This is a genomic window from Arthrobacter sp. UYEF20 (assembly GCF_040546335.1).
GTDB lineage: Bacteria > Actinomycetota > Actinomycetes > Actinomycetales > Micrococcaceae > Arthrobacter.
The window spans coordinates 108,382-134,028 of the sequence record NZ_JBEPNP010000001.1 but is presented as its reverse complement, the minus strand read 5'-3'; the positions used below and the strand labels follow the sequence as shown (position 1 = coordinate 134,028).

Annotated in this window: 23 protein-coding genes; 15 read left to right on the top strand and 8 right to left on the bottom strand. The window is 67.8% G+C overall.

The window, feature by feature from the left end; all coding sequences use genetic code 11:
- Window positions 1–54 precede the first annotated feature (54 nt).
- The 3 genes from ABIB26_RS00655 to ABIB26_RS00645 all read left to right on the top strand — a co-directional run bounded on the left by ABIB26_RS00655 (window position 55) and on the right by ABIB26_RS00645 (window position 3,729).
- A complete protein-coding gene (locus ABIB26_RS00655) occupies window positions 55–663 on the top strand; it encodes a TetR/AcrR family transcriptional regulator (RefSeq protein ID WP_354238622.1) in 609 nt (202 codons plus the stop codon).
- A 158-nt stretch (window positions 664–821) separates the two neighbouring features.
- Window positions 822–2,033 (top strand): MFS transporter, encoded by a 1,212-nt coding sequence (locus tag ABIB26_RS00650; RefSeq protein WP_354238620.1) that lies wholly within the window; start codon window positions 822–824, stop codon window positions 2,031–2,033.
- A gap of 49 nt (window positions 2,034–2,082) precedes the next feature.
- Entirely contained in the window at window positions 2,083–3,729 is a 1,647-nt protein-coding gene (locus ABIB26_RS00645) for an amidohydrolase (RefSeq protein ID WP_354238618.1), read from the top strand.
- A 237-nt stretch (window positions 3,730–3,966) separates the two neighbouring features.
- On the opposite strand, the gene ABIB26_RS00640 is transcribed toward ABIB26_RS00645, so the two are convergent.
- The 4 genes from ABIB26_RS00640 to ABIB26_RS00625 form a co-directional block, all read right to left on the bottom strand.
- Window positions 3,967–5,436, bottom strand: a complete 1,470-nt coding sequence (locus ABIB26_RS00640; RefSeq protein WP_354238616.1) for a peptide MFS transporter — start codon at window positions 5,434–5,436, stop codon at window positions 3,967–3,969.
- A 194-nt stretch (window positions 5,437–5,630) separates the two neighbouring features.
- A complete protein-coding gene (locus tag ABIB26_RS00635) occupies window positions 5,631–6,743 on the bottom strand; it encodes an alcohol dehydrogenase catalytic domain-containing protein (RefSeq protein WP_354238614.1) in 1,113 nt (370 codons plus the stop codon).
- An 89-nt stretch (window positions 6,744–6,832) separates the two neighbouring features.
- A complete protein-coding gene (locus ABIB26_RS00630) occupies window positions 6,833–8,272 on the bottom strand; it encodes an amidase (RefSeq protein WP_354238612.1) in 1,440 nt (479 codons plus the stop codon).
- Window positions 8,265–9,119, bottom strand: a complete 855-nt coding sequence (locus ABIB26_RS00625) for a Type 1 glutamine amidotransferase-like domain-containing protein (RefSeq protein ID WP_354238610.1) — start codon at window positions 9,117–9,119, stop codon at window positions 8,265–8,267. The genes ABIB26_RS00630 and ABIB26_RS00625 overlap by 8 nt, the downstream gene beginning before the upstream one ends.
- A gap of 111 nt (window positions 9,120–9,230) precedes the next feature.
- Between ABIB26_RS00625 and ABIB26_RS00620 the strand changes: the two genes are divergently transcribed.
- From ABIB26_RS00620 to ABIB26_RS00610, 3 genes are all read left to right on the top strand, one after another.
- The gene (locus ABIB26_RS00620) at window positions 9,231–9,557 is read left to right on the top strand and encodes a rhodanese-like domain-containing protein (protein WP_354238608.1); all 327 of its coding nucleotides are present in this window, start codon (window positions 9,231–9,233) and stop codon (window positions 9,555–9,557) included.
- Between the two features lie 18 nt (window positions 9,558–9,575).
- Complete coding sequence (gene pheA, locus ABIB26_RS00615; protein WP_354238606.1) at window positions 9,576–10,556, top strand: prephenate dehydratase; 981 nt, start codon at window positions 9,576–9,578, stop codon at window positions 10,554–10,556.
- Window positions 10,557–10,650: 94 nt separating this feature from the next.
- Window positions 10,651–10,887 carry a hypothetical protein gene (locus ABIB26_RS00610; protein ID WP_354238604.1) on the top strand — a complete coding sequence of 79 codons (237 nt, stop codon included), beginning with the start codon at window positions 10,651–10,653 and terminating at the stop codon, window positions 10,885–10,887.
- On the opposite strand, the gene ABIB26_RS00605 is transcribed toward ABIB26_RS00610, so the two are convergent.
- Window positions 10,884–11,948, bottom strand: a complete 1,065-nt coding sequence (locus ABIB26_RS00605; protein ID WP_354238602.1) for a diacylglycerol/lipid kinase family protein — start codon at window positions 11,946–11,948, stop codon at window positions 10,884–10,886. The genes ABIB26_RS00610 and ABIB26_RS00605 overlap by 4 nt on opposite strands.
- Window positions 11,949–12,021: 73 nt before the next feature.
- Here ABIB26_RS00605 and serS point away from each other — a divergent pair, with 73 nt between their 5' ends.
- Complete coding sequence (gene serS, locus ABIB26_RS00600; protein WP_354238598.1) at window positions 12,022–13,302, top strand: serine--tRNA ligase; 1,281 nt, start codon at window positions 12,022–12,024, stop codon at window positions 13,300–13,302.
- 103 nt (window positions 13,303–13,405) lie between these two features.
- Window positions 13,406–14,278 carry an HAD family hydrolase gene (locus ABIB26_RS00595; protein ID WP_354238596.1) on the top strand — a complete coding sequence of 291 codons (873 nt, stop codon included), beginning with the start codon at window positions 13,406–13,408 and terminating at the stop codon, window positions 14,276–14,278.
- An 85-nt stretch (window positions 14,279–14,363) separates the two neighbouring features.
- On the opposite strand, the gene ABIB26_RS00590 is transcribed toward ABIB26_RS00595, so the two are convergent.
- Window positions 14,364–14,963 (bottom strand): hypothetical protein, encoded by a 600-nt coding sequence (locus ABIB26_RS00590; protein ID WP_354238594.1) that lies wholly within the window; start codon window positions 14,961–14,963, stop codon window positions 14,364–14,366.
- Window positions 14,964–15,102: 139 nt separating this feature from the next.
- Between ABIB26_RS00590 and ABIB26_RS00585 the strand changes: the two genes are divergently transcribed.
- The 3 genes from ABIB26_RS00585 (at window position 15,103) to ABIB26_RS00575 (ending at window position 18,759) form a co-directional block, all read left to right on the top strand.
- Window positions 15,103–17,580, top strand: a complete 2,478-nt coding sequence (locus ABIB26_RS00585; protein WP_502913597.1) for a phosphoketolase family protein — start codon at window positions 15,103–15,105, stop codon at window positions 17,578–17,580.
- 223 nt (window positions 17,581–17,803) lie between these two features.
- The gene (locus ABIB26_RS00580) at window positions 17,804–18,379 is read left to right on the top strand and encodes a nucleotidyltransferase domain-containing protein (RefSeq protein ID WP_354239267.1); all 576 of its coding nucleotides are present in this window, start codon (window positions 17,804–17,806) and stop codon (window positions 18,377–18,379) included.
- Between the two features lie 218 nt (window positions 18,380–18,597).
- On the top strand, window positions 18,598–18,759 hold the full coding sequence (locus ABIB26_RS00575) for a hypothetical protein (RefSeq protein ID WP_354238592.1): 162 nt from the start codon (window positions 18,598–18,600) through the stop codon (window positions 18,757–18,759).
- A gap of 171 nt (window positions 18,760–18,930) precedes the next feature.
- On the opposite strand, the gene ABIB26_RS00570 is transcribed toward ABIB26_RS00575, so the two are convergent.
- Both ABIB26_RS00570 and ABIB26_RS00565 read right to left on the bottom strand, forming a co-directional pair.
- Window positions 18,931–20,256: a carboxylesterase family protein gene (locus ABIB26_RS00570; protein ID WP_354238590.1), complete on the bottom strand. Its 1,326-nt coding sequence runs from the start codon at window positions 20,254–20,256 to the stop codon at window positions 18,931–18,933.
- A 136-nt stretch (window positions 20,257–20,392) separates the two neighbouring features.
- A complete protein-coding gene (locus ABIB26_RS00565; RefSeq protein ID WP_354238588.1) occupies window positions 20,393–20,881 on the bottom strand; it encodes an inorganic diphosphatase in 489 nt (162 codons plus the stop codon).
- 142 nt (window positions 20,882–21,023) lie between these two features.
- Here ABIB26_RS00565 and dacB point away from each other — a divergent pair, with 142 nt between their 5' ends.
- The 4 genes from dacB (at window position 21,024) to hpt (ending at window position 25,574) form a co-directional block, all read left to right on the top strand.
- Complete coding sequence (gene dacB, locus ABIB26_RS00560; RefSeq protein ID WP_354238586.1) at window positions 21,024–22,529, top strand: D-alanyl-D-alanine carboxypeptidase/D-alanyl-D-alanine endopeptidase; 1,506 nt, start codon at window positions 21,024–21,026, stop codon at window positions 22,527–22,529.
- Window positions 22,530–22,666: 137 nt separating this feature from the next.
- Complete coding sequence (locus ABIB26_RS00555) at window positions 22,667–23,785, top strand: Rv3626c family coenzyme F420 biosynthesis-associated protein (RefSeq protein ID WP_354238584.1); 1,119 nt, start codon at window positions 22,667–22,669, stop codon at window positions 23,783–23,785.
- A gap of 155 nt (window positions 23,786–23,940) precedes the next feature.
- Entirely contained in the window at window positions 23,941–24,978 is a 1,038-nt protein-coding gene (gene tilS, locus ABIB26_RS00550) for a tRNA lysidine(34) synthetase TilS (protein WP_354239265.1), read from the top strand.
- 44 nt (window positions 24,979–25,022) lie between these two features.
- A complete protein-coding gene (gene hpt, locus ABIB26_RS00545; protein WP_306913931.1) occupies window positions 25,023–25,574 on the top strand; it encodes a hypoxanthine phosphoribosyltransferase in 552 nt (183 codons plus the stop codon).
- Window positions 25,575–25,647: the final 73 nt, after the last annotated feature.

Here is a 25,647-nt window from a genome sequence, read left to right as displayed (position 1 = left end):
CATTCGAGACTTATTGAGTAGATTCAACGGAGTGCGCTACCCAAGGAGTCCCTGATGCCTCGTCCCCACTCACCGCTGTTGTCCGTCGATGCGATCGTCACCGCGGCGATGACGCTCGTAGATGAGGCGGGGGACTTTAGCTTCCCCAAGATGGCGCGCCGTCTCGGCGTCAGCCAGTCCGCCCTGTATAACCACATCGACAACCGTGAGCACATCGTTGAGCTGATGCGGGGCCGGCTTTTCGCCGTCCAGGTTCCGCCACGGATTGAGAATCTATCTTGGGCGGATGCCCTGCGCGCCCTCGTGCGCGCCTACCGTGACCGATTCGCCGCCCACCCTCGGCTCGTACCCCTGCTGATCACGCAAACGGTCCAGGATCTCGGCGTCGTGGGCTTCTACGAGGAAATTGCCGTCACGCTCGAGAGTGCCGGCCTTGAGCAGGGCCAGATCGGCCCGGCGATTGCCACGATTGACTACCTTGCCCTGGGTGCGGCCCTTGACCTGACCGCCCCGGATGTCGTCTGGTCCCCGCCCGAGGGTCAATTCCCCGCGCTGCATCGTGCGGTCGCAAATTCCGGCTCCGTTGAGGAGCGGGCCGAAGCGGCCTTCGTGTTCGGCCTCGAGCTGCTCGTCGCCGGCGTACATGCCAAGGCGATTACATAAGATTTAGTGAAAGCCTTTCACTAATCTCTTGTGCCCGACCGGGAGATGCGCCACACTAAATGAATGGCTTTCATTTAATGACGGCATTCACATCCAGTCCATCCCCCGGAGGGTAGCCATGTCTGAAATCATTGTGGAGCCGGAGGGTTCCGGCCCGCGTGCCGCTGACGGCGAAGCGCGCCGTCTCTGTCTTTGGGATCAGCGTGGTGGGTTTCATGACCGCCAACCTGGTTCCGGTCATGATCGTTGCCCTGACCGGGGAGCTGGGATTGTCCGTCACCGAAGCGGGCACCCTGATGACGGCCTCCCTGTTGGCCTGCGCTGCCTCCTGCCTGGTGACCTCCCGCTGGTCCGCGCACGGCGGGAGGTACGTCGTCGCCCGCGCCGGCCTGGCCCTTGCGGCCCTGGGCTTCGGAGCCGCCGCGTTCGTCCCCTCCGGGCCGGTGGTCGTCGCAGGAATAGTGCTGGGCGGCGTGGGCGCGGGCGGGGCTGTCTCCGCCGGTGGCGCGGCCTTGGGGGCCCTGCGTAATCCGGACCGCGCCTCGGGCATCAACGGGTTCACCAATTGCGCGATCGTGTCGGTCGTCTTGTTCGCGATCCCGGCGCTGGGAGCCGGAATGGGCAGCGCCTTCGGGCTGCTCGCGGGCCTGGCCCTGGCGGCCCTGCTCACCACGGGGTGGCTGCCGGACCGTCCCGTGCCCACGGCAACATACGCCTCTGCTGCGTCCTTGTCGGCCCCTACCGCAAAGCCCGCGCGCACTACGACAAAGGCCGGGATGGGGCTGTTGATCTGCTTCGCCCTGTGGGCCCTGAGCGAAGATTCCCTGTGGGCCGTCGCGGGCACCATGGGGGCCGAGCAGGCCGGTCTCGATGAAACCGGGATGGGACTGGCGCTAAGCCTGTCCACCTTGGGAGGGTTGATCGCCACAGCCGTCATGAGCGTCTTCGGCCGGCGCCTGGGACGCACCGTCCCCCTGGCGGTCACCCTGGTGGCCGGCGGCCTGCTCAAACTTCTCGCCGGGACGGTGACCGACCCGGGCTGGTACCTGGTGGTCATCATCGCGTGGAACACGCTCTACGCGGCCGCGTTCGTCTACGTCCTCGCGGTCGCCGTCGCGCTGGACGCTTCGGGACGGTGGTCGGCACCGCTGCTCGGCGTCTACCTCATCGGCTCCTCCTTCGCGCCAGTCTTCGGCACTTCCCTCTCGGCCGCGATCGGCTATGCCGGACTGGGCATGGTCCTTGCCGGGATGACCTTCGTCCTCCTGATCCCCTTCCTTATCATCTCGCGCATCTCCCTCCGGGTGGACACCGCCTCCGCCGGCCAATCTTCGCCGGAGCCCGAGTTCCCCCGGGCAGCGATCCTCTGATGCTCCCGCTACTTTCCCGCTACTTTCCCGCAATCCGAAAGGGTTCCACGTGACTAACCGCACCCTCTACACCAATGCCACCGTCTTCACAGCCGACGTCGCCGGCGCAGGTGCCGACGCCTTCGTCGTTGAAGGCTCACGCTTCCACTACGTCGGGACGGAGGCCGAAGCGCGCCGTGCCGCCGGACCCGACTCTGATGAGATCGACCTGACCGGGGGCTTCGTCCTGCCCGGGTTCGTCGACGCCCACACGCACCTGCTGATGATGGGACAGGCCCTGCAAAAGGTCGCCCTGCGCGACGCCTCGGACCTTTCCGACATCCAGCGGCGCCTGCGGGAGGCGGCCGCGGAGAACTCGAAGTCTCCCCGGATTCTGGGCGCAGGATGGCTTTACAGTGCACTGGCAGGTGCGGCCCCGACCCGGCAGATGCTCGACGAAGCCGTGGCCGACCGTCCCGTCTACCTTGACGCCAATGACCTGCACTCGGTGTGGGTCAACAGCGCGGCCCTGGTCGAGCTGGGCATTGACGACGCGACGCCGGACCCGATCGGCGGTCGCATCGGAAGGGACCCGGACACCGGGGCTGCCGACGGGATGCTCTACGAAACCGCGGCGCAGCAGATCGTCTGGCCCACCCTCGCCCGGGCCGCCAGCGACGCTGACCGCGACGCCCACCTCAAGTCGGCCTTCGAACACTACCTCGCGGCCGGCGTCACCGGCGCCGTGGACATGGCCGTCCAGGACGACGACCTGGACGCCTTCCGGCGTGCCCTGCGCCACCGCGGCGGCTCCCTGCCCCTGCGTGTGAAGGGCCACTGGCTCGTCACCCGCCGGGCCACCGAGAAGGACAACCTCGCCCAGGTCGCCAGGGCAGCCGGCCTGGTGGACGAGCTCTCCGGCCCATGGCTGCGAATCTGCGGAATCAAGATCGTCATCGACGGCGTCATCGACAGCTGCACCGCGGCCATGAAGGAGCCCTACGCCGACGGCAGCCGGTGCGAACCCATCTGGGATCGGGAGTCCCTGATCCCGGTGGTGGTCGCCGCCGACGCCGCCGGGATGCAGATCGCCCTGCACGCCATCGGCGACGAAGCGTCCGACATCGCCCTTGACGCCCTCGAAGAGGCGCACCGGATCAACGGCCCGAAGGACCGCCGGCACCGCATCGAACACCTCGAGACCGTCACTAGGGGCAACGTGCTACGGCTGGCTGATCTTGGTGTGGTGGCCTCCGTGCAACCGGTCCATGCCGACCCGGCGATCCAGGACAACTGGAGGTCCGTGCTGGGCGACGACCGCGTCGAGCGGGCCTATCCCTGGACCGAATTCCTCGCAGCCGGAGCAACCCTGGCCCTGAGCACGGACGCGCCCACCGCGCCGCACGAGCCATTGCCCAACATGTACGTCGCCACCACCCGGAAGTCCGCTCTGGACCCCTCACTGCCGCCAAACCGGCCGGACTACGCCCTTGACCTGGCCGCCGCCCTGTGCCACGCAACCCGCGACGCCGCCTACTCCTGCCGTGCAGAGGACAGCGAGGGCCGCATCATCGCCGGCCACCTCGCCGACTTCACCGTCCTAGACACCGACCCCTTCCTCTCCGAAGCCGAGCAGCTACTGACGAACCGGACCCGCCTGACCGTTGTGGGCGGGCGCGTCGCCTTCGACGCCGCCGTCGCGGCGGTCGCACCATGACGACGTCTCCGCCAGGAACCGCGGCGCACCCTCGAAACCGGCGTCCTCGAGCCAGTCGAGGTACTCACCGACGGCGAGAGACTGCGGCCGGTGCCGGGCGGCGGATTGTTCCGCCCAGCCGCACCACACCGTCGGTGACATCGCCCGCCGGCATGAGTTCGACGTCGGACGCCTCGCCGGGGGGCGCGGACGTACCTGCGTGACTCAACCGGCGGCCGGTGCCTTGGACTCACCGGCTCAGCGTACGCCGCCCATGAGCTTCTTGATGGCCGGCGAGGCCGCCGCAAGGCCGACCGCCAGCAGCACGGCGGTTCCGCCGATGCCGATGAAGTACGGCAGCTCGTCCTCCGGGTTGTACAGGCCGGACAGGATGCCGGCCAGCGTGGTGCCGAGCGACACCGAGAGGAAGAACAATGCCACCATCTGCGTGTGGAACGCCTTGGGCGCCAGCTTGGTGGTCACCGACAGGCCGATGGGGGAGAGGAACAGTTCCGCGAGAGTGAACAGGAACAGGATCCCCACCAGCGCGAGCAGCGGCGTCTTGCCCCCGCCGGCCAGCGGGATGAAGGCCAGGAACGCCAGCCCCATCACGAACAGGCCGATCGAGAACTTCAGCGCCGAGCCGGGCTGTTTGCGTCCCAGCCGGGTCCACAGGGCAGCCATGACGCCGGCGAAGATGATGATGAACACCGGGTTGATCGACTGCACCCAGGCCGCCGGCATTTCCCAGCCAAACAGGTTGCGGTCCAGCTTCTCCTCCGAGTAGACGGCGATGAAGGTGAACTGCTGCTGGAACAGGGCCCAGAACGCGGCCGAGGCGATGTACAGCGGGATGAACGCGGCCACGCGGCGGCGCTCGGTGCCGTCGACCTTCTGGCTGCTGAAGATCAGGACGAAGTACAGTACGGACGCGCCGATCGCGGCGTAGGCCATGGACATGGCCAGGTTCCCGGCGTTCACGGTGCCGGTGGCCAGCAGCACGGCGATAGCGGCCGCGATGCCGGCGAAGATCAGTCCGTACTTGGTGCGCTCCGCGGCGGGAAGCGGGTTGGGCACCCGGTGCGCCTCGTCGGGGAGCTTCCTGCGCCCTGCGGCGTAGATGGCCAGGCCCAGGGCCATGCCGACGGCGGCGGCGCCGAAGCCCCAGTGGAAGCCCTGGCTTTCCTGCAGCCAGCCGGTCACCAGCGGGCCGATCAGGGCGCCGGCGTTGATGCCCATGTAGAAGATGGAGAAGCCGGCGTCGCGGCGTTCATCCTTCTCGCGGTACAGGCTTCCCACCAGGGCGGTGGCGTTGGCCTTGAGGCCGCCGGAACCCACCCCAACCAGCACGAGGCCGGTGATCAGCCCGGGAATCCCTGGTACCAGGGCCAGCGCGATGTGGCCGGCCATGATCATGACGGCGGAGCCGAACAGCACGCGCTCGGAGCCGAAGAGCCGGTCCGCGAGCCAGGCACCGAGGATGGTGGAGAGGTAGACGCCGCCGCCGTAGGCGCCGACCAGGCTGGCGGCCAGGCCCTGCTCAATTTCCAGGCCGCCCTGGGCCGCCGTGAAGTACATGTAGTAGAGCAGGATTCCCTGCATTCCGTAGAAGGAGAAGCGCTCCCACATTTCTACGGAGAAGAGGCTGGCCAGCATCTTTGGGTGGCCAAAAAAGGAGGTATCGCCCGGCGTTGTAGCGGGGGGATTGGATAAATGAGTTGTGCTCATTTACTTAATGCTCACACTGTGACGCGCGATTGTCACATTCGCGGAGGCCCGGGGCAAGTTCCAGGGGGAGCGCGTCGTCCTGTTTCCGATGCCCGGCGGCCCGTGCCGAGTTCGCCGGAAACCTGCGGGTTCGCCCGAAGCTTCCGGCGACCCCCGCAGCGTTCCGGCGACCCCGCCGGAACCCGGATGAGGGGCTACCCGGCGTCGAAGATGATGACCTGGCGGACGGCTTTCCCGTCGGCCAGCTGGTCCATGGCCTGATTGATGTCGGCCAGTGCTATGCGGGCTGAGATCAGCTCCTCGACGGGCAGCTTCCCTTCGCGCCAGAGCTGGGCGTACTTGGGGATGTCGCGGGAAGGCACGGCGGAGCCGAGGTAGCTGCCCACGATGGTGCGGGCCTCGGCCGTGATGGTCAGCGGGGAGATCGCGGCCCGGGCCTCGGGCGAGGGCAGGCCCGCGGTGATGGTGGTTCCGCCGACGGCGGTGGCCGCGAAGGCGGTCTCGAAGGCACGCGGATTTCCGGCGCATTCGATCACATACCTGGCCTTGACGCCCTGCTCGAGGACCTGCTGGGGGGTGTACGCCTCGTGGGCGCCCAGCCGGCGGGCGTGCTCGAGTTTCTCCTCGAGGCTGTCCACCGCCACGATCCGGGAGACGCCCTGGGAGACGGCTGTGATCAAGGCGGCCATGCCGACGCCGCCGAGCCCCACGATCATGATGCTGTCCTTCGGCTCCGGCCGGGCCGCGTTGAGGACGGCCCCGCCGCCGGTCAAGACGGCGCAGCCGAGCACGGCGGCGATGTCCGCGGGAATGTCGTCGCCCACCGGCACGGCCGAGGCCCGGTCCACCACGGCGTGGCTGGCGAAGCCCGAGACGCCGAGGTGGTGATAGACCTTTTCACCCCCGCGGCTCAGGTGCGTGGAGCCGTGCAGCAGCGTGCCCTCCCCGTTGCTCTTCGACCCGGCGGTGCAGGGCAGCCGGCCGTCCGCGGCGCAGTTCTCGCACTCTTCGCAGCGGGGCAGGAAGGACATCACCACGCGCTGGCCCGGTTCCAGGTCCGTGACCTCGGAGCCGACCTCGACGACGCGGCCCGCCGCCTCGTGGCCGAGCAGCATCGGGACCGGGCGCACGCGGTTGCCGTCAACAACGCTCAGGTCGGAATGGCAGATCCCGGCGGCCTCAAGCCGGACCAGGATCTCAGTGGGCCCGGGACCGTCCAGCTCCAGTTCGGAGATGGTGATGGGCCTGGAGTCCGCGAACGGGCGCGGGCGGCCGATTTCCTCGAGTACTGCACCGGTGATCTTCATCGATCCCTCTCATGTCGTTTCAAGACGGTGTCGCCTCAAGTCATGTCGCTTCAGGACTGGGCATGTCCACCGTACAACCGGAACCGGCGCTAGAACCCCAACTGCGCGGCCACCTGCAGCAGCAGCGCCTCGGATCCCATCGGCCCGATCAGCTGGATTCCCATCGGCAGGCCGGCGCCCCGGGCGCCGCCGGTCCAGTGCACCGGGATGCTGATGGCGGGCAAGCCGCATACGTTCACCATCGAGGACCACGGCGCGAACTCGCACTGTTTGCGGTAGTCGCCGTCGGCGTCGCCCGTCCACTCGGAGGCGGGCCAGTAGCCGTCGCCGTGGGCGGCGCCGGTGAACCAGCCCACCGGCCGGGGAGTCTGCGCCAGTGCAGGCATCAGCATCAGGTCCCAGGCTGCGTACTGGACAGTCGTGTCCCGCTGGAACAGCCGCAGGAACCCTAACGACTCGTTGAGTTTGGCGGCGCTGCGCTGCTGTGCCCGGCGCCGGAACGTGCGGGTCAGCGGCGACAGGAGCGCCTCGCGGTGGGGAGCGATCCGGGCGCTTCCGACGGCGGCGGTCCAGGCAGTGGTGAACGCGTCCGGGTAGCGGTTGTCGTAGCGGACCGTGGCTTCCGTGGTTTCATGGCCCGACGCCTCCAGCATCCTGACGCCTGCCGCCAGCGCGTCGAGGGCTTCCTGGCCCGGGGTGAAGGGGAAGATCGTCTGCCACGGACTGTCCAGGCTCACCCCGATCCGGAGCCGGGGCGGTTCCTGGGCGGCGAGTTCGAGGTAGCTGGGCGCGGCATTTCGGTGCGGACCCGGTTCCGCCGGCACCAGCGCATCAAGCATCAGGGCCGCATCCGCTGCGGAGCGGGCCAGCGGGCCGGTAGCAACCAGTCCCGCGGGGTCGCCTGAGCTTTCCCCTGCGGGCACCAGGCCGCGGCCGGGCTTGAGTCCAACGAGCCCGCAGGCCGCCGCCGGGATGCGGACCGAGCCGCCGCCGTCGGACCCGGGGGCAAAGGGCAGCAACCCGGCGGCCACGGCGGCAGCGCTGCCGCCCGAGGAACCGCCCGAACTGCGGCTGAGCGCGTACGGGTTGCGCGACGGCGGTGCGATCCGGTTCTCGCTGTAGGCCGTCAGGCCGAACTCCGGAACCTGGGTCTTGCCCAGGGAAATGGCGCCGGCGCCCTTCAGCACGGAGGTGAGCGCGGCGTCGGCCAGGGCGGGCTTGTGGTCCAGGGCGGCGCTGCCATGGGTGGTGACCACGCCGGCGACGTCCGTCAGGTCCTTGAACGCCACGGGCATCCCGTGCAGCATCGGCAGCGCAGCCCCGTGGCGGGCCGCGCTGGCATGGCGCGCGTCCGCCGTGGCGGCGTCCTTCAGGGCCTGCTCCGCCGTGACAGTGATGAACGCGCCGAGGTGCGGGTTCTCGGCCCCGATCCGGTCCAGGAAATGCCCGGCCGCCTCGCGGGCCGAGACTTCACCGGAGCGCAGGACATCGCGCAGTTCGACGGCGGAAAGTTCGTGGATTTCAGCCAAGGAAACGCGGCTCCAGCCGTTCCTCGGCTGCGGCGGCCTCCCCGCCCGGGGGACATGCCCATTCCTGGGCCGCAGGAGTGGACATGGTGGCATCATGCCCAGTCCCGGCAGCAAGGGGTGAGCATGTCCCCGGGTGGGCGCTGGATATGTCCCCCCGCGCCCCGTCACGCCGGGTCACGATGTAGGCGCCCTTGCCCCTGGTCTCGCTCACGGCCTCCACCAGCTCGGTACCTACATAGACCAGCCCCACACCGTCATCAGTGCAATGCGTCTCGCCGAGGGTGCCGTCGGCCACGAGCCGGTGCACCAGGGGACGCCGGCGTGCCTCGGAGTCGTAGTGCACCCCGTTGGCGTAGGGCAGCAGCGCCAGGCCGTTGGTGACCGCCGCGAGTTCGGGGCCGAAGGAGTCGGTGGTGCCGCCCTGGAACCAGCAGAGCGATCCCGCGGAGACGCCTGCGAGGACCACGCCCTGTTCCCACACCCGCCGCAGGATGGCATCGAGTCCGTGCGCCCGCCAGACGGCGAGCAGGTTCACCACCGAACCGCCGTTGACCCAGACCACGTCCTGTTCCATCAGGTGCGCCTCGGGGTCCGGATGGTTAGGCATAGTGAAGAGGTTGAGATGGCTGAAGTCAAAGTCCGCGACCCGGGCGGCCTCATCCAGCTCGGCATTGAACCAGCGCTGATCTCCCGAGGCGGTCCCGATGTGCGTGATCCGCGGCGCCCGCCCGCTCACCCCGGCGAGTTCGACGGCGTGATGCACCAGGCGGTCGAACTCCAGCCGGGTACGGTTCCCGGCTTTGTAACCGCCGGAGGTTGCCAGGATGGTGGGCCGGTTAGCTGCCATGGGATCTCCTTTGCGCCATCCCAGAAGCGTAACGTGCTGCCCGGTGGGGTGCGCCGTCAGTGGCTGGCGATAGGCTGGTGGCAGACCTTGATTGCTGCGGAAAGGACCAACATGAGCGACTTCGACACCGTCACCGTGTCTGACATCCCTGAAGAGGCCAGAATCCTGGACGTCCGCGAGAACTATGAGTGGGTTGCGGGCCACGCGGAAGGTGCCCTGCACATTCCGCTGGACCAGCTCCCGGCACGGATCGACGAACTGGACCCGGATGAGGACCTCTACGTCATCTGCCGTACCGGCGGACGCTCATTCCGGGCCGCGCAGTGGCTCGTGGGCCAGGGGTATTCCGCCCTGAACGTGGCCGGCGGCATGGACCAGTGGCTGGAAACCGGCATGCCCCTGGTGTCCGACAACGGGCTCAAGCCAGTCATCCTGTAAGCGAAGAAAGAAGAGCCGATGCCCGCATCTCCCGTCACCTACACCTTCCTCGGGCCCGAGGGCACCTTCACCGAGGCTGCCCTGATGCAGGTGCCGGGCGCGGCGCAGGCCATCCGCATCCCGGCGTCCAATGTGAATTCGGCGCTCGACAAGGTCCGGGACGGCTCAGCGGACGCGGCGATGGTGCCGATCGAGAACTCGGTTGAGGGCGGTGTTACGGCAACCCTTGACGCCATCGCCACGGGGCAGGAGCTTCGCATCCTCCGGGAGGCCATCGTGCCGATCAGCTTTGTCCTGGCAGCCCGCCCCGGTGTCCGCATCGAAGACATCCGCCGGATCTCCACCCACGGCCACGCCTGGGCGCAGTGCAGGCTCTGGGTCGACGCTAATATTCCCAATGCGGAATACATTCCGGGTTCCTCGACAGCGGCGGCAGCGATGGGCCTTCTCGAGGACGGCGTCCACTATGACGCCGCCATCTGCGCCCCGATCGTGGCGGCGGAGCAGCCAGGGCTGGCTGTCCTGGCGGAGAACATCGGGGACAACCCCGGTGCCGTCACCCGCTTCGTGCTCGTGGGCCGGCCGGGTGCCCTGCCCGAGCCGACCGGCGCGGACAAGACCACCGTGGTGGTTCCCTTGCCGGAGGACCGGCCGGGCGCCCTGATGGAGATCCTGGACCAGTTCGCTACCCGTGGGGTGAACCTGAGCCGGATCGAATCCCGGCCCACCGGCCAGTACCTGGGTCATTACTTCTTCAGTATCGACGCGGACGGCCACGTTGCCGATGCGAGGGTCGCCGATGCCCTCGCCGGCCTGCACCGGATCAGCCCGGCCACCCGCTTCCTGGGTTCCTACGGCCGTGCCGACGGTCAGCGGACGCTCGTGGCCCCGCATACCTCGGACCAGGCATTCCGCGCGGCACATGCATGGGTGAAAAATATTCTGGCAGGAGCATCTCTGGTGCCGGAATATACGCCGAGGGCTTCGCCCAGAGCGTAGACAAATGCCGCACCGGGCACTTCCACGCCTAGGCAACTGTGCGTATGCTTGCCTGATCCATATTGGGGAAGTCCTCTAACGGAGGGAGCAGGTCATGTCCAATACCAGCACAGAAAATGACGGCCAGGGAATGATTGTCAATCCCAAACCGACCGCTGACAACCAGGACTGGGACGGTGACGACGCCGACCGTGCTGACCGGCTGCGCTTCGAAGAGGAGCAGGCCATGATCCGCGAGCAGTCCGAGGCGCGCGCCGCGAAGGCCGCTGCGGAGGCGAAGAAGTCCGCGGATGCGGCACATGCTGCTTCGAAGAAGGAAGCCAGCGCCTAGTCTTCCTCGGTGCCGTTCCTGACCCGTACCAGCAACGATCCGGGTGCCACCTGGACGGTCACCTTTGTGGCCTCGCCGGAGGGGTCGCCGTCTACCTGGGTGGCCATGGGTTCCGCGCACCGGATGGTCACCTTCCCTGAGCGGTAGTAGCTCATCACCGGCAGATTCCTGTTGTGCTTCAGGACTATCTTTGTATACATCGCCAGCCAGCCGATGGCGCTGCGCGGGCTCATGACCACCACGTCCAGCATGCCGTCATCGATCATGGCCTGGGGGATGAAGTCGATGCCGCCGGGGATCAGCCCGCAATTGGCGAACAGCACGCTGCGGATTTTCCTGGACTGTTCGGGCTGGTCATCGAGGGCGACCGAGACCTTCTTGCGGCGCCCGGGAAGATGCCGGACACCGGCTTCCGTATACGCCAGCCAGCCCACTGCCTTCTTCAGCCCGTCATTGGTGTCGCCCACGATTTCGGCGTCCATACCGATGCCGGCGATCACGAGGAAGGTGTGCTCCGACGACCGGCCGGTCCTGGAGTTTTCAACCCGCATGCGCGCCGTATCGATGAACCGCTGGTGTCCGAAGAGGGCGGCCTGCACGCTGCCGTGCACGTCATTCACGTCAAGATCTATGTTGCGCGCCAGGAGGTTGCCGGTGCCGAGCGGGATCAGGCCCATGGCGATGTCCGTGCCGGCCAGGATCTCGGCCACGACGCGCACCGTCCCGTCACCGCCGCCCGCCAGGACGACGTCGGCACCGTACTCCACAGCAGCCCGTGCCTGGGAAAAGCCGGCGTCCTCGGCCGTGGTGTCAAAGAAGCGCGGCGGCTCCCAGCCGGCTGAGGCGCATGCACTCTCGATCAGCCCCCGGGCCTCGGCAGATTTGGTCTTGATCGGGTTCATCACCACCGCCACCTTCTGCTGCCCCAGGCCTGGGCTGTGCGTTTGCTCCCAGACGGCGCTGCGGGTGTGCTTGGCTTTCAGCCTGCGCACTCCCCACCAGCTGGAGACGGCGAACGCCAGGACTCCAGCGATGATGAGGTACAGCAGCCAGTCGCGCATTGTGCTCCAACACTATCCCGCCGCTGCCATGCCGCCGGATAGCCAGGCAACGCGGATTGGATAGTCTTATCCGGTGATCGATGTAAAAGACCTCAGCGAAAATCCGGACAAGTTCCGTGCCAGCCAGCGCGCCCGCGGCGCCGACGAATCAGTGGTGGACGCGATCATGGCCGCGGACTCGGCCCGTCGCGCGGCGCTGATCAGCTTCGAGAACCTGCGCGCCGAGCAAAACGTTTACGGCAAGAAGGTGGCGCAGGCCAAGGGCGAGGAAAAACAGGCGTTGCTTGCCGACGTCAGGGTCCTGGCCGCGTCGGTCAAGGCCGCCTCCGCAGAGGCCGATGCCGCACAGGCCGCCCACGAGGAACTGCTGCGCGGCATCCCCAACCTCATCGAGGACGGCGTCCCCGCGGGGGGCGAAGACGACTACATCGTGGTCAAGACCGTCGGCACGCCTCGCGAATTCACCGGCTTCGAGCCCAAGGACCACCTGGAGATCGGTGAGCTGATCGGCGCCATCGACATGGAACGCGGCGCCAAAGTTTCCGGCTCGCGGTTCTACTTCCTGCGCGGCGTGGGTGCCCGGCTGGAAATGGCACTCCTGCAGATGGCCATGGAGCAGGCCATCGATGCCGGCTTCGTGCCCATGATCACCCCCACGCTGGTCCGCCCCGAAATCATGCAGGGAACCGGTTTCGACGTCAAGCACGACGCCGAAATCTACCGTCTCGCCGAAGACGACCTTTACCTTGTGGGCACCTCGGAAGTGGCCCTCGCCGGCTACCACTCGGACGAGATCCTGGACCTCTCCGCCGGCCCGATCCGCTATGCGGGTCAAAGCTCCTGCTACCGCCGCGAGGCCGGCTCGCACGGCAAGGACACCCGCGGCATCATCCGTGTCCACCAGTTCAACAAGGTGGAGATGTTCATCTACACCACGGTGGAGGAAGCGGCCGCCGAACACGCCCGCCTGCTGGCCTGGGAAGAGGAAATGCTGGCCAAGTGCGAGCTGCCGTACCGTGTGATCGACACCGCCGCAGGAGATCTGGGCAATTCCGCCGCGCGGAAGTTCGACTGCGAGGCGTGGGTCCCCACCCAGGGCGCCTACCGCGAGCTGACGTCCACCTCCAACTGCACCACCTTCCAGGCACGCCGGCTCAACATCCGCGAACGCGTGCTGAACGAGGACGGGGCCCCCAAGGGTACCCGTGCCGTGGCCACGCTGAACGGCACGCTGGCCACCACCCGCTGGATCGTGGCGATCCTGGAACACCACCAGAACCCGGACGGCTCCGTTAACGTCCCCGCGGCCCTGCAGAAGTACCTTGGCGGAATGACGGTCTTCCCGGTCCTGTAGCGGTCCCCCCAACCCCCGACGCCCCGCAGCGTTCACGCCGAGTTCACCGCGTGCTGTGGCGTAGATCCTAGCGGCTGTCGGGGGCGTCTGCTCTACTTGTGAGATGACAACATTGACTGAAACCTCAGTCGCCGGCAACGATGACCGGCGAAATAACGTCCAGAACAACCAGAACAACAACGGCCACAAGCTGATGATCGCCCTCGACGTCGACGGCACGCTGGTCGACCACGACGGCCACATGTCCGTCCCGGTCCGCGAGGCGGCCCAGGATGTCGTGGCCGCCGGCCACCACGTCATGATCGCGACGGGCCGCTCACTCAACGCCACGCTACCCATCATCGAGCACATCGGCATCGAGAACGGCTATGCCGTGTGTTCGAACGGCGGCGTGACCCTTCGTCTCGATTCCAGCCTGTCCGCCGGCTACGAGGTTCTCCACAAGGCAACCTTCGACCCGGGTCCGGTCCTCCGCGCCTTGCGCAAGCGACTGCCCACGGCCAAGTACGCGCTGGAGGACGAAGACGGCAACTTCCTCTCCACCGAGCGCTTCCAGGACGCCAGCTTCGGCGTGGAGGCCATCGGCGTCGACTTCCAGACCATGCTGGAGGCCACCGCGGTGCGTGTGGTGGTGTTCAGCTCCGAAAACACGCCCGAGGAGTTCAACACGGCAATCCGGCACATCGGACTGGCCGGGGTGACGTACTCGGTCGGCTGGACAGCCTGGCTGGACATTGCCGCCGCCGGCGTCACCAAGGCCAGCGCCCTGGAGCAGCTCCGCGGCCGGCTGGACATCGAGGCACACCGCACGATCGCCGTCGGCGACGGCCGGAACGACATCGAGATGCTCACGTGGGCCGCCCGCGGGGTGGCCATGGGACAGGCGCCGGAGGAGGTCATCGCCGCCGCGAACGAGGTTACCCACTCCGTTTACGACGACGGCGCAGCCCACGTGCTGCGCAGCCTCCTCGTTTAGGAAACTGCCGCCTTTATTGGGGCTGTGCTCTACGAGGAGTGTCCAGCGCCCCCGGCCCTGCAGCCCTTTGTCGCCGCCGAACCGGTCAGCGGACCTCCAGGATGAGGCCCAACAGCCGGGCGGCGGCGGGCCGTGCGGCGTGTTCCTCGTTCCACTGTGCCCGGGCCACGGCCTTGCTGACCGCCTGCGTCGTGATGCCGAGTTCCATCGCGACGGCTTTCTGCTGTCCGCGGACGCCCGGAGTCAACAGGTCCAGGACCCGCCATTCCGCCTGGCTCCGGCCGTGAACAATATGGCCCAGCAGCCGCAGCACGGCCTCCGATTCCGCCGCGAGGTCCGCCAACGGGCCTTCCACCGCCACCGGGAGCCGGTCCTTGCCGTTGCGCAGCCGGTCAACGGCCCGCCGCGCATAGATCAGCCCGTGGCCGGAAGCATCCTTGATCTGGTTGGGCAGCGGTTCGTTCACCGGCCCCACCCCGATTCCGACGTACCAGCTGCCGCTGCGCAGTGCGATCATCGCAGCTTCCACGGCCTGGTGCGGGCAGTCCACAATGCCCTGGACCTCGTCCTCCACCGAGCGGTCGAAATCGAGGCGCGCCGGAATGTGCCGCAGGTCCTTGAGGAGCTGCGGCACGCGGTCGCCGTCGCGCCGGCTGTCGGTTTGGTTGATGGTCAGCGTGAACATTCTGGATCAAACACTACCTGCTGGTAAATCGGAGGCAAGAGCGGGCCGGCCCGCCGCCGCCGGCCTTGTGTCCCGTCCGGGGACGTGTTGCGATGGAGGACACCCCACCGCCGGGGGCCCGAGCGAAGCGAGGACCGAAGTGACCAGCGACGTGAACGATGACGTGACCGGGAACCCCCGGCTGAGTCCGGCCGGGGCCGTCGGGGCGCAGCCGGCCGGTGCCTCCCGCAACGCCCTTGATGAAGCAGCACTGGCCCTGGTGGACCGCTGGTGGCGGGCCGCCAACTACCTCTCGGTGGGGCAGATCTACCTCCGCTCAAACCCCCTGCTGAAGGAACCCCTCAGCGCCGGCGACACGAAGTCCCGGCTGCTGGGCCACTGGGGCACCACGCCGGGGCTCAACTTCGTCTACGCCCACCTGAACCGGGTCATCCGCCGGGACCGGCAGCCAATGCTCTTCGTCGCCGGGCCGGGCCACGGAGGTCCCGCAGTGGTGGCGAACGCCTGGCTCGAGGGCACCTACTCCGAGATCTACGGCCAGGTGGGCGACGACGGGCAGGGCATGGCGGAGCTGTTCCGGCAGTTCTCCTACCCCGGCGGAATCCCCAGCCACGCCGCTCCGGAAACCCCGGGATCCATCAGTGAGGGCGGTGAGCTCGGCTATTCGCTGGCGCACGCCTACGGCTCTGTTTTCGACAACCCCGGGCTGATCACCGCCGTCGTGATCGGCGACGGTGAGGCGGAAACGGGCCCCCTGGCCGCGGGCTGGCACTCCCACAACTTCCTGGACCCGGCCGCGGACGGCGCGGTGCTGCCCATCCTGCACCTGAACGGCTACAAGATCGCCAACCCCACCATCCTGGCCCGGATGCCCGAGACCCAGCTGGAGCAGCTCCTGCGCGGCTACGGACATGAGCCGCACTTCGTGACGGTGGCTGACCCGGACGACACCGCTGCCGCACACCAGGCCTTCGCCGCCGCCCTCGACGAGTGCCTGGCGGAAATCCGGGCGATCCAGGCGCGGCGCCGCGACGGCGACACGGAGACCGACCACTCCGGCGCCGGCGCCGCCGCCGCGCGGTGGCCGATGATCGTGCTGCGTTCCCCGAAGGGCTGGACCGGGCCGAAAATGGTGGACGGGCTGCAGGTGGAGGGCACCTGGCGCAGCCATCAGGTCCCGCTGAACGAGGTCCGCACCAACCCGGACCACCTGTCCCACCTGCAGCAGTGGCTCGAGTCCTACCGCCCCGAAGAGCTCTTTGACGAGCGGGGCCGGCTGAACCCGGAGATCGCCGCAAACGCGCCGGCCGGGGAGCTGCGGATGAGCGCGACGCCGCATGCCAACGGCGGACTCCTGCTGCGCCCGCTCAAGCTGCCCGGCTACGCCCGGCACGCCGTCGACGTCCCCGAACCGGGCGTCGAACGCATCAGCCCGATGACCACGCTCGGCTCCTGGCTGCGCGATGTGATCGCGCTGAACCCGGCGACGTTCCGGCTCTTCGGCCCGGACGAGACCGCCTCCAACCGCCTGCAGGACGTCTACGAGGTCACGGACAAGGTCTGGCAGTACCGGATCGACAGCCTGGACGAGCACATCGCCCGGGCCGGCCGCGTGATGGAGGTGCTGAGCGAACACCTCTGCCAGGGCTGGGTGGAGGGCTACCTCCTGACCGGCCGGCACGGCGTCTTCAACTGCTACGAGGCCTTCATCCACATCGTGGATTCGATGTTCAACCAGCACGCCAAGTGGCTCAAGGTCCACCGGCAGCTGCCGTGGCGCCGGCCGGTGGCCTCGCTGAACTACGTGCTGTCCTCGCACGTCTGGCAGCAGGACCACAACGGTTTCTCGCACCAGGACCCCGGCTTCATCGACCACGCCGTGAACAAGAAGGCCGAGGTCATCCGGGTCTACCTGCCGCCGGATGCGAACACCCTGCTGGCCGTGATGGAGCACTGCCTGGGTTCCCGGGACTATGTGAACATCGTGGTCAGCGGCAAGCAGCCATCACCGACCTGGCTGGGCCCGGAAGAGGCCGCGCACCACTGCCGCCGCGGCCTCGGCATCTGGCAGTTCGCCGGCTCGGAGACCCCCGGCGAGGAGCCCGACGTCGTCCTCGCCTGCGCCGGTGATGTGCCGACAATCGAAACTGTTGCCGCCGCGGACCTGCTGAAGCAGGGCGTCCCCGGACTGAAGATCCGGGTGGTCAACGTGGTGGACCTGATGCGGCTCCAGGATGCCAGTGAGCACCCGCACGGGCTCGGCTCACGGGACTTCGACGGCATCTTCACGGCGGACAAGCCGGTCATTTTCGCGTACCACGGCTATCCGGCCCTGATCCACCGGCTCACCTACCGCCGGACCAACCATGGTGGGCTGCACGTGCGCGGCTACCAGGAGGAGGGCACCACCACCACTCCGTTCGACATGGCCATGCTCAACGGGATCGACCGCTTCCAGCTCGCCATCGATGCGATCGACCGGGTGCCCGGGCTGTCGGAGAAGCATTCGCTGCTGCGGCAGTCGCTGCAGGACAGCCGGATGCGGGCCAGGGACCACACCCGCGTCCACGGCGAGGACCCGGCGGAGATCAGGGGCTGGTCGCTGCGGCTCCAGTAGCCACGTCGTCGTGCCTAAGCGCCGTTTCCGTTGCGCCCCCGTCCCTTGTAACCGCGGGCGGGCAGGCTCCAGGATTTCAGCGAAGCCGCCGGGTAGACGTCGGCACAGCAGGAGACGTGGACTCCGAGGATGCACTATTGTGTATCTAAATGCACAATAGTAGATGACAGGACCTGGGATGCGGTTACAGAACCCACTTACGGCGATCAGCCCCTCCCTAGACATGGGCGTGCTGTACGTGCTTGCCCGAGCGGATGCAGAATTCACTGTTCCGCAGATCGTCAAGCTGTTGCCGGAACGCGGCTCGCTCGCAGGCGTACGTAAGGCACTCAATCGCCTCACCGAACACGGTGTTGTTCTGGAAAGAGTCGCGGGAAGGACACATACGTACCATCTGAACCGTGAGCACTTGATTGCCGATGCGGTGGTGGCGATGGCGACTGCAAAAACTCAGCTTGCCGATCGCATTCGACGCGAAGTCAGTTCATGGGAATTCGCTCCCCGCGCAGTAAAGATCTTCGGCTCGGCCGCCAGGAACGAAATGCGAACTGATAGCGATATTGATATTTTCATCGCCCTGCCGAACGATGTTGATGACGACCTGGCGGAGGAACGAATCGCAGCCTTGGCGATGAAAATAAGCGCTTGGACCGGCAACGACGCCCGCCCTTTGGTGTACCGGGAACGAGAGATCCGCCCTGCCCCGATCTTTGAGTCAATCGCTAAGGAAGGCCTGGATATCGCAGGAAAGGCAGGCTGGCTCCGGCAGGCTCTGCGGTCAAGCCGGGTTCCCGGGTGAGAACGGTTACAGGTGACGATTCAGTTCGTAAAGGTCGGCTGGGTAAGGCCGAGCAGTTCCAACGGGTAGCCACCGACGCGCTAGCCCTGGTTGATGAGCACCAAGAGGTGGCGGACGCGGTTGTGACGCTGTGCGTGCACGCCGGAATAGCTGCATCGGATGCAATTTGCATCGCAGCCCTCGGAGAGTATGCCCAGGGTCAAGATCACAACGACGCTGTGACTCTTCTGAAGACGGTAGACAAGGCGGCCGGAAAGCACCTCAACACTTTGCTGGGCATGAAGACTCGCGCCGGCTACGGGTACAACCCCGTCACTGCCGACCAACTCAAGAAGGCCATCCGGGCTATGGAGGCCCTGATAGCCACGGCACGGGCGTAGTCGCTGACTCCCGGAAGTTCAGGTGCCCGGCAAGGAAGAGAAGGAAGGCGTCCGGCAAAGTCGACGCCGAGGGTCCTCACCGGGATCCGCCCGGGATAGTGGTCAGCGGCATGGGCATACGAGCAATCTACCGCCCGCCCGGCTCGGACCGCCCGGCTCAGACCATCCGGCTCAGACCGCGCGGTACCGGAGTGCCCCGGGGATCTCGCCCCGGCTGCCAAGGCCGTCCCCGTAGGCGAAACGGGCCCAAACAGCGCGGAGGGCCCGGCCCTGTGCGTTGATTTCCTCCCAGGTGGCGCCGGTAAGCAGCCCTGCACCTTCCCAGGTCCGTTGGTCTCCGAACAGCAGCGGCAGATCAACGGTATGGGCGGCCCCGTAGAAATTTCCCGGCGCGCCCCATGACAGTACGTAGCTGTAAGCCTTGCCTCCCGCCTGCGAATGCCGCCGGGCAAACCTCCTGGCTGATCTGCCATAGACCGTTTCCGTCACGGCCCAGCTGATGATCTTGAGGATGGCGCTACCGAGGACCGGGACCCTGGCCACCCGGCTCAAATGCGGGTTGCCCGGCAGGAACAGCCGGGCTTCTTCGGATGTGTGCCCGATCAGGACCTCGATCTCCGGGGCGGCCGTGTTCCACGCATCCTCAATTCCGGATTCGGCCGGCAGGGGTGAGTGCCCGTATTGCGTGCCGAACGGCATGGCAGCCGTCAGGCCGAACCTTCGGGCCACGTGCGCCACTTTTTCCTCAATGGCGACGACGTCCAGGGCCGGCGTGTCATCGGTGACGGCTTCCGCTGCGATCCCCATGGCGGTGTTCATCTTTTGCCTTCCCCGGGAAATGCCCAGGGGTGCACTTTGAATGATGGCGCGCTGGAACAGAGATGGTGCGTCCGCCGTCGCCATGAGGTGGGCGACGGCGTCGCCTCCCGCAGACTGACCGAAAGCGGTGACGCGACCAGGGTCGCCGCCGAAGGCGCCGATATTGCGCTGCACCCAGCGGAACGCCTCCAGCTGGTCCAGGAGGCCGAGGTTGGCGGGCCGGCCCGTGCCGGTGGCCAGGTATCCGAACAGGCCCAGGCGGTAGGTCACGGAAACGACGATGACCCGGGTCTCGGCCACCAGGGCCTTGGGGTCGAAGATTGCCAGGTCCCCGGAGCCGGACGTATAGGACCCGCCGTGCAGCCACACCATGACCGGCACCCGCTCATCTTTATCGAGGTCCGCCGGCAGCGTGATCGAGAGGCGCTGGCAGTCCTCACTGCCGGGGAGCTCGCCGTAACGGGTGCCGAGGATGTCGTCCAGGAACGGCACCGGTCCCTGCGGGCACGCCGGGGAGAGGAACGTTGCAGCGCGGACGCCGGTCCAGTCGGGTGCACTCACCGGAGCCTGGAAACGTCCGGCTGTGGCGTAGGGAATGCCCGTGGCGCGCACCACGTCACCGTCCCGCCATCCGGTGATCGGACCGCAGAGCGGATCAAAGGCAGGGCTGGTGTTCATGAGCCAACGATTCCACACATTACCGGCGCGCCACTGACAACCGCCGAACGGACACTCGAGGCCCCTAAAGCCCTCGGCAAAGTCAAGCGGTCGGGGCCCCAAGTGTCCGTTCGCGCTTTGGCGGGGCGGGCGAAGGTTAGTGCGTGTGCGGTACGTAGCGCTGGATGGAAGCCTCGAGCTCGGCTTCGGCCGCGGCGCGGTCGCCCCAGCCCTCGGCCTTGACCCACTTGCCCGGCTCCAGGTCCTTGTAACGGGTGAAGAAGTGCTCGATCTCCTTGATCAGGTACTCGCTGACGTCGCCGATCTCGTTGATGTGATCGAAGCGGGCGTCGGCCGGCACGCAGAGCACCTTGGCGTCGCCGCCGCCGTCGTCGGTCATGTTGAACACGCCGATGGGGCGGGACTCAACGATGACGCCGGGGTGCAGGTCGAAGTCCTGCAGCAGCACCAGGGCATCCAGCGGATCGCCGTCTTCGCCCAGGGTGTTCTCGAAGAAACCGTAGTGCGTGGGGTACTGCATGGAGGTGAACAGCACGCGGTCCAGGCGGACGCGGCCGGTCTCGTGATCAATTTCGTACTTGACGCGTGATCCCTTGGGGATCTCGATGGTCACGTCATGCTTCATGGAATGCTCCTCGACGGATTCAGGGGGTGCGCGGCGCGCAGAAAGGACTGCACTTGCCGCCGACTACTATTGAGGATATAGCGAGAGGCCCTGGTTTCAGGAACTAGCGGGGACATGTCAGGACCGAAGGACCAACAGCAGCATGAAACTCAGAACCGGCAGCGCAGGCACGGACCAGGTGCCCGGCCCGCTCCGGGGGATCGTCCCGATGCTGCTCCTGACCCTCCTGGTCCTGGCGCTCGCCGTTCCCGCGGGCCTCATAATCGCCCCGGCTTTCCTTGGCCACAATGCCTCCGCGGAACCCGTCGCGTCCGCCCCGCCGTGGCAGCAGCCGCCGGCTGCCCTGGCCGCCCGCAGCGGCGCCGGGATTGAACCGCTCAGCGCTGCCGCACCCGTCCCGGAGCCCGGCACCCTGGCCGCCCAGCTCAATGAAACCCTGAAGACCGACGGCGCCGGAACCTTCACCGGGGTAGTGCAGGACGCCGCCACCGGAAAGCTGCTCTTTGACCGCTCCGCGGACAAGGTCAGGGTTCCGGCCTCCAACATGAAGCTCCTGACGGCCAGCGCAGCGCTGCGGACCCTCGGCCCGGACCGGCGGTTCAGCACGCGGGTCCTGGCCGGCTCCGCCCCAGGCACTGTCATCCTCGCCGGCGGGGGAGACGTGCTCCTGGGCGCCGGCGACTCCGCCCCGGAAGCCGTCCTGGGCCATGCCGGGCTCGCCACGCTCGCGCAGTCCACCGTCCGGGCCCTCCAGGCGGACGGCGTCTCCGGCACCGTGACCGTGCTGCTGGATGATTCCCTTTTTACCGGCCCGTCCCTCAACCCGGCCTGGAGCGCGGAGGACGTTGCAGCCGGCGAGATGGCCCCGCTGTTCCCGCTGGCGCTGAACTCTGCCCGGTTCGACCCCGCCAAGACCACCGGGCCACGCCCCCAGGACGCCGCCATGACTGCCGCCGAGGCGTTCTGGGCGCAGCTATCGGCGGCCGGAGCGCCGGCCGGGCTCACGGTGGCGCCCGGCGTCGTACGCGCCCCCGCCGGATCAGCCGAGGAGGCCGGATCGGCCGGATCAGCGGGGGAGGCCAAGGTGCTGGCCGAGGTCCAGTCGGCCACGGTGGGCCAGCAGGTGGATCTGCTGTTGCGGACCTCGGACAACTACCTCACCGAGGTGATGGGCCGGATGACAGCCCTCGCCGTCGGCAAGCCCGCCAGCAACGACGGCGCCGCCGCGGCCGTGCTGCAACAGCTCGGCGAGCTCGACGTGGACACGGCCACGCTCCGCGCCGCCGACGTGTCCGGCCTGGCGCTCGCCAACCGGGTCTCCGCCCGCCAGCTGGCGGAAGTGGTCCGCGCCATCACCTCCGGGACGGACACCCGGCTCCGGGCGGCCCTGGCCGGATTCCCCGTCGCCGGACTCACTGGCACGCTCGGGGACCGCTACACCGACGCGTCCACCGCGCGGGGGGCGGGCCTGGTCCGCGCCAAAACCGGGACGTTGAACACCGTGATCGCCCTCAGCGGCTACGTGGTCGACGCCGACGGCCGGCTCCTGGTGTTTTCGTTCATCGGCAACGGCCTCGCCCCGGGCGCAGCCAACAAGACGGCACTGGACCGCACGGCGTCCGTCCTGGCAGGCTGCGGCTGCCGCTGACAGGAAGCGCCGTCGGGACGCGCTTCCGCCCGCCCGGGCGTCCCTTGCCGTTCGCAGCCGGACGAATTTAAGGCGAGTTGAAGGCGAGCAGCCAGGTTTAAGGCGGACAGTCGGACCGTTGTGATGTGATGGACCCTATGGAGTCCTCTGCACGCGAGACGTCTGCCCAAGCCCAAGCCCTGATCAACTGGGACCTTGCCGCGTCCACCGCCGCGAGGCTGACACCCCCCGGTCCCGTGCTGGAACCGGCCGAGATCGCCGCCGCGGTGGCGAACCTGCGCCTCATGGCGGACCGTTCGGTGCCCTACGTCCATGACATCACCGGCCTCGAGGCCGCCAGGGACCTGCGGGATTCCTCGGTCCTCGTGGTGGACCGGGCCTCCTGGGCCAGGGCCAACACCCAGAGCTTCGCCGTCATGCTTAAACCCGCGATGGAAAAAATGCTCGAGGGCCACCGCGGCACCCTGAGCCCCGGTGCTGCCAGCGTCAGCGGCGCCATCACCGGCAGCCAGCTTGGCGCCATCCTGGCGTTCCTCTCGAGCAAGGTCCTCGGCCAGTACGACCCCTTCTCCGCCCTCGCCGAGAGCTCGTCTGCCCCCGCCGCGGGACGCCTGCTGCTTGTGGCGCCCAACATCATCTCGGTGGAACGCGAGCTCAACGTCGAACCCGAGGACTTCCGGCTCTGGGTCTGCCTCCACGAACAGACCCACCGGGTGCAGTTCGCCGCGGCGCCCTGGCTGCGGCACCACATGCTGGACGAGATCGAAAACCTCAGCGGGCTGCTCCTCGGCAACGTCGATTCCCTGATGGAGCGCGCCTCGGCGGCAGCGAAATCGCTCAAGGACCGCACCGCAGCAGGCGCCGCCCCCAGCCGCGGAGCCATCCTGGACCTGCTGCAGAACCCGGAGGAAAAGGAGGCGCTCTCCCGCCTGACGGCCCTGATGAGCCTGCTCGAAGGCCACGCCAATGTGGTGATGGACGCCGTCGACGCCAGCATCGTACCGTCCGTGAAAACCATCCGGCAGCGCTTCAACTCCCGGGACAAGGACCGCGGCGTGATTGAGAAGTTCGTCCGCAGCCTCCTGGGCCTCGACGCCAAAATGCGCCAGTACAGCGACGGCGCGAAGTTCGTCCGGGAAGTGGTGGCAGTGGCCGGCATGGGAGGCTTCAACAGGGTCTGGGAGTCCGCCGGCCAGCTGCCGACCGAGGCCGAGATCCACGATTCCAAGCTGTGGCTCGACCGGATGGGGCTCTAATAACCGTGCCCGCCAGCAATCCACCCGCCGGCAATCCCGTGACCGCCGGCAAACCCGTGCCCGCGGGGCATGCCGCACCCGCCGCTTCTCCTTCCGTTGCCAGCGGACGACGCCGGCCAGGGCGGCTGGCTCCCGTCGTCGGCGCCGCGCGGAAAATGCTGCAGGACGCCCTGGCCGAAGCCCGCTATCCGGAACGCGTCCTGGTTGCCTGCAGCGGGGGACCGGACTCGCTGGCCCTGGCCGCCGTCGCCGCGTATTTCGCCCGGCGGGGGCACGTTGAGGGCCACCCCGTCTCTGTCGGCGCGGTGGTGGTCGACCACCAGCTGCAGCCGGGCTCCGCCGGGGTCGCCGCCACCACGGCCGAGGTGCTGCGCGAGCTGGGACTCGCCCCCGTCGAAATCCGGACCGTGGACGTCGCTGCCGCCGGCATGGGCCCGGAAGCTGCCGCCCGGCAGGCCCGGCACGCCGCCCTGGAAGAGGCAGCGGATCGCACCGGTGCCGGCGCGATCCTGCTCGGGCACACCCTCGATGACCAGGCCGAACAGGTCCTGCTGGGCCTGGCCCGGGGCTCGGGCACCCGGTCACTGGCCGGGATGCGGCCAGCCCGCGGACGCCTGCTGCGGCCCTTCCTGGGCCTCCGGCGTGCCGATACCCTGGAGATCTGCGCCGTCGAGGGCCTGGAACCCTGGCACGATCCGTCCAACGCCGACCCCGCCTACGCCAGATCCCGGACCCGCGTTGAAGTGCTGCCCGTGCTGGAGGAAAAGCTGGGCCCCGGCGTCGCGGAGTCGCTGGCCCGGACCGCCGCCATCCTGCAGCTCGACGCCGACTACCTCGAGGACGTGGCGAACGGCACCTTCGCCCGGCTGCAGGAGCGGTCGGCAGCCGGCATCAGCCTCCCGGAGACAGCCTTACGCGAACTGGCTCCGGCCGTGAGGTTCCGGGTCATCGCCAAGGCGGCCGCCGCCGTCGGCGGTCAACAGCCCAGCTACCAGCGCCTCCTCGCGGCGGAGGCCCTGCTGCGCCGGCACGGATCGGCGGGTCCGGTGGAACTCCCCGGCGGGGTCAGCGTCTACCGCTTGTCCCTCGCCCAGCTGCTCGCCGAGGACCAGTCCGCCCCCTCCGGTGTTCACCGGGAGGGCGCCCGCTGTGGGAAGCTTGTATTCCGGCCTCAAAAGCCGCCCCAAATATAGTCGCCCCCGCATCTACACGCCCCGCATCTACACAGGAGTCATTGGTGGATTCAAACGACGTCCAGGCAGACCTCAAGCACGTTCTGTACTCCAAGGAGCAGATCCAGTCCCGGATCACCGAACTGGCTGCCCAGATCGACAAAGACTACGAAGGCCGCGATCTGCTGATCGTCGGCGTGCTCAAGGGCGCTGTCATGGTCATGGCCGACCTCGCCCGCGCACTGCACAGCCACGTCTCGATGGACTGGATGGCCGTCTCGTCCTACGGTTCCGGGACCCAGTCCTCCGGCGTGGTCCGTATCCTCAAGGACCTCGACACCGATCTGATGGGCAAGGACGTCCTGATCGTCGAGGACATCATCGACTCGGGCCTGACCCTGTCCTGGCTCAAGACCAACCTGGAATCACGCGGCACGGCCTCGGTGGAAATCTGCACCGCCTTCCGCAAGCCCACGGCGGCCAAGGTCAAGATCGACGTCAAGTACGTCGGCTACGACATCCCCAATGAGTTCGTCGTCGGCTACGGCCTGGACTACGCCGAGAAGTACCGCAACCTGGACTTCGTCGGCACCCTCGCGCCGCACGTCTACGAGTAGGAAGCTCCCGCCCCGGCGCGGTGCCGGGCCCTTTCCTGGGCCTCGCCGGAGCCGTCCGTGCCGTGCCCCGCTA

What these genes read in the sequence shown, in the direction of transcription:
- ABIB26_RS00655 (WP_354238622.1), top strand. Translation starts at nt 55, where the DNA reads ATGCCTCGTCCCCACTCACCGCTGTTGTCCGTCGATGCGATCGTCACC.
- ABIB26_RS00640 (WP_354238616.1), bottom strand. Translation starts at nt 5,436, where the DNA reads ATGAGCACAACTCATTTATCCAATCCCCCCGCTACAACGCCGGGCGAT.
- ABIB26_RS00635 (WP_354238614.1), bottom strand. Translation starts at nt 6,743, where the DNA reads ATGAAGATCACCGGTGCAGTACTCGAGGAAATCGGCCGCCCGCGCCCG.
- ABIB26_RS00625 (WP_354238610.1), bottom strand. Translation starts at nt 9,119, where the DNA reads ATGGCAGCTAACCGGCCCACCATCCTGGCAACCTCCGGCGGTTACAAA.
- ABIB26_RS00620 (WP_354238608.1), top strand. Translation starts at nt 9,231, where the DNA reads ATGAGCGACTTCGACACCGTCACCGTGTCTGACATCCCTGAAGAGGCC.
- pheA (WP_354238606.1), top strand. Translation starts at nt 9,576, where the DNA reads ATGCCCGCATCTCCCGTCACCTACACCTTCCTCGGGCCCGAGGGCACC.
- ABIB26_RS00610 (WP_354238604.1), top strand. Translation starts at nt 10,651, where the DNA reads ATGTCCAATACCAGCACAGAAAATGACGGCCAGGGAATGATTGTCAAT.
- ABIB26_RS00605 (WP_354238602.1), bottom strand. Translation starts at nt 11,948, where the DNA reads ATGCGCGACTGGCTGCTGTACCTCATCATCGCTGGAGTCCTGGCGTTC.
- ABIB26_RS00595 (WP_354238596.1), top strand. Translation starts at nt 13,406, where the DNA reads ATGACAACATTGACTGAAACCTCAGTCGCCGGCAACGATGACCGGCGA.
- ABIB26_RS00590 (WP_354238594.1), bottom strand. Translation starts at nt 14,963, where the DNA reads ATGTTCACGCTGACCATCAACCAAACCGACAGCCGGCGCGACGGCGAC.
- ABIB26_RS00580 (WP_354239267.1), top strand. Translation starts at nt 17,804, where the DNA reads ATGGGCGTGCTGTACGTGCTTGCCCGAGCGGATGCAGAATTCACTGTT.
- ABIB26_RS00570 (WP_354238590.1), bottom strand. Translation starts at nt 20,256, where the DNA reads ATGAACACCAGCCCTGCCTTTGATCCGCTCTGCGGTCCGATCACCGGA.
- ABIB26_RS00565 (WP_354238588.1), bottom strand. Translation starts at nt 20,881, where the DNA reads ATGAAGCATGACGTGACCATCGAGATCCCCAAGGGATCACGCGTCAAG.
- dacB (WP_354238586.1), top strand. Translation starts at nt 21,024, where the DNA reads ATGAAACTCAGAACCGGCAGCGCAGGCACGGACCAGGTGCCCGGCCCG.
- ABIB26_RS00555 (WP_354238584.1), top strand. Translation starts at nt 22,667, where the DNA reads ATGGAGTCCTCTGCACGCGAGACGTCTGCCCAAGCCCAAGCCCTGATC.
- tilS (WP_354239265.1), top strand. Translation starts at nt 23,941, where the DNA reads ATGCTGCAGGACGCCCTGGCCGAAGCCCGCTATCCGGAACGCGTCCTG.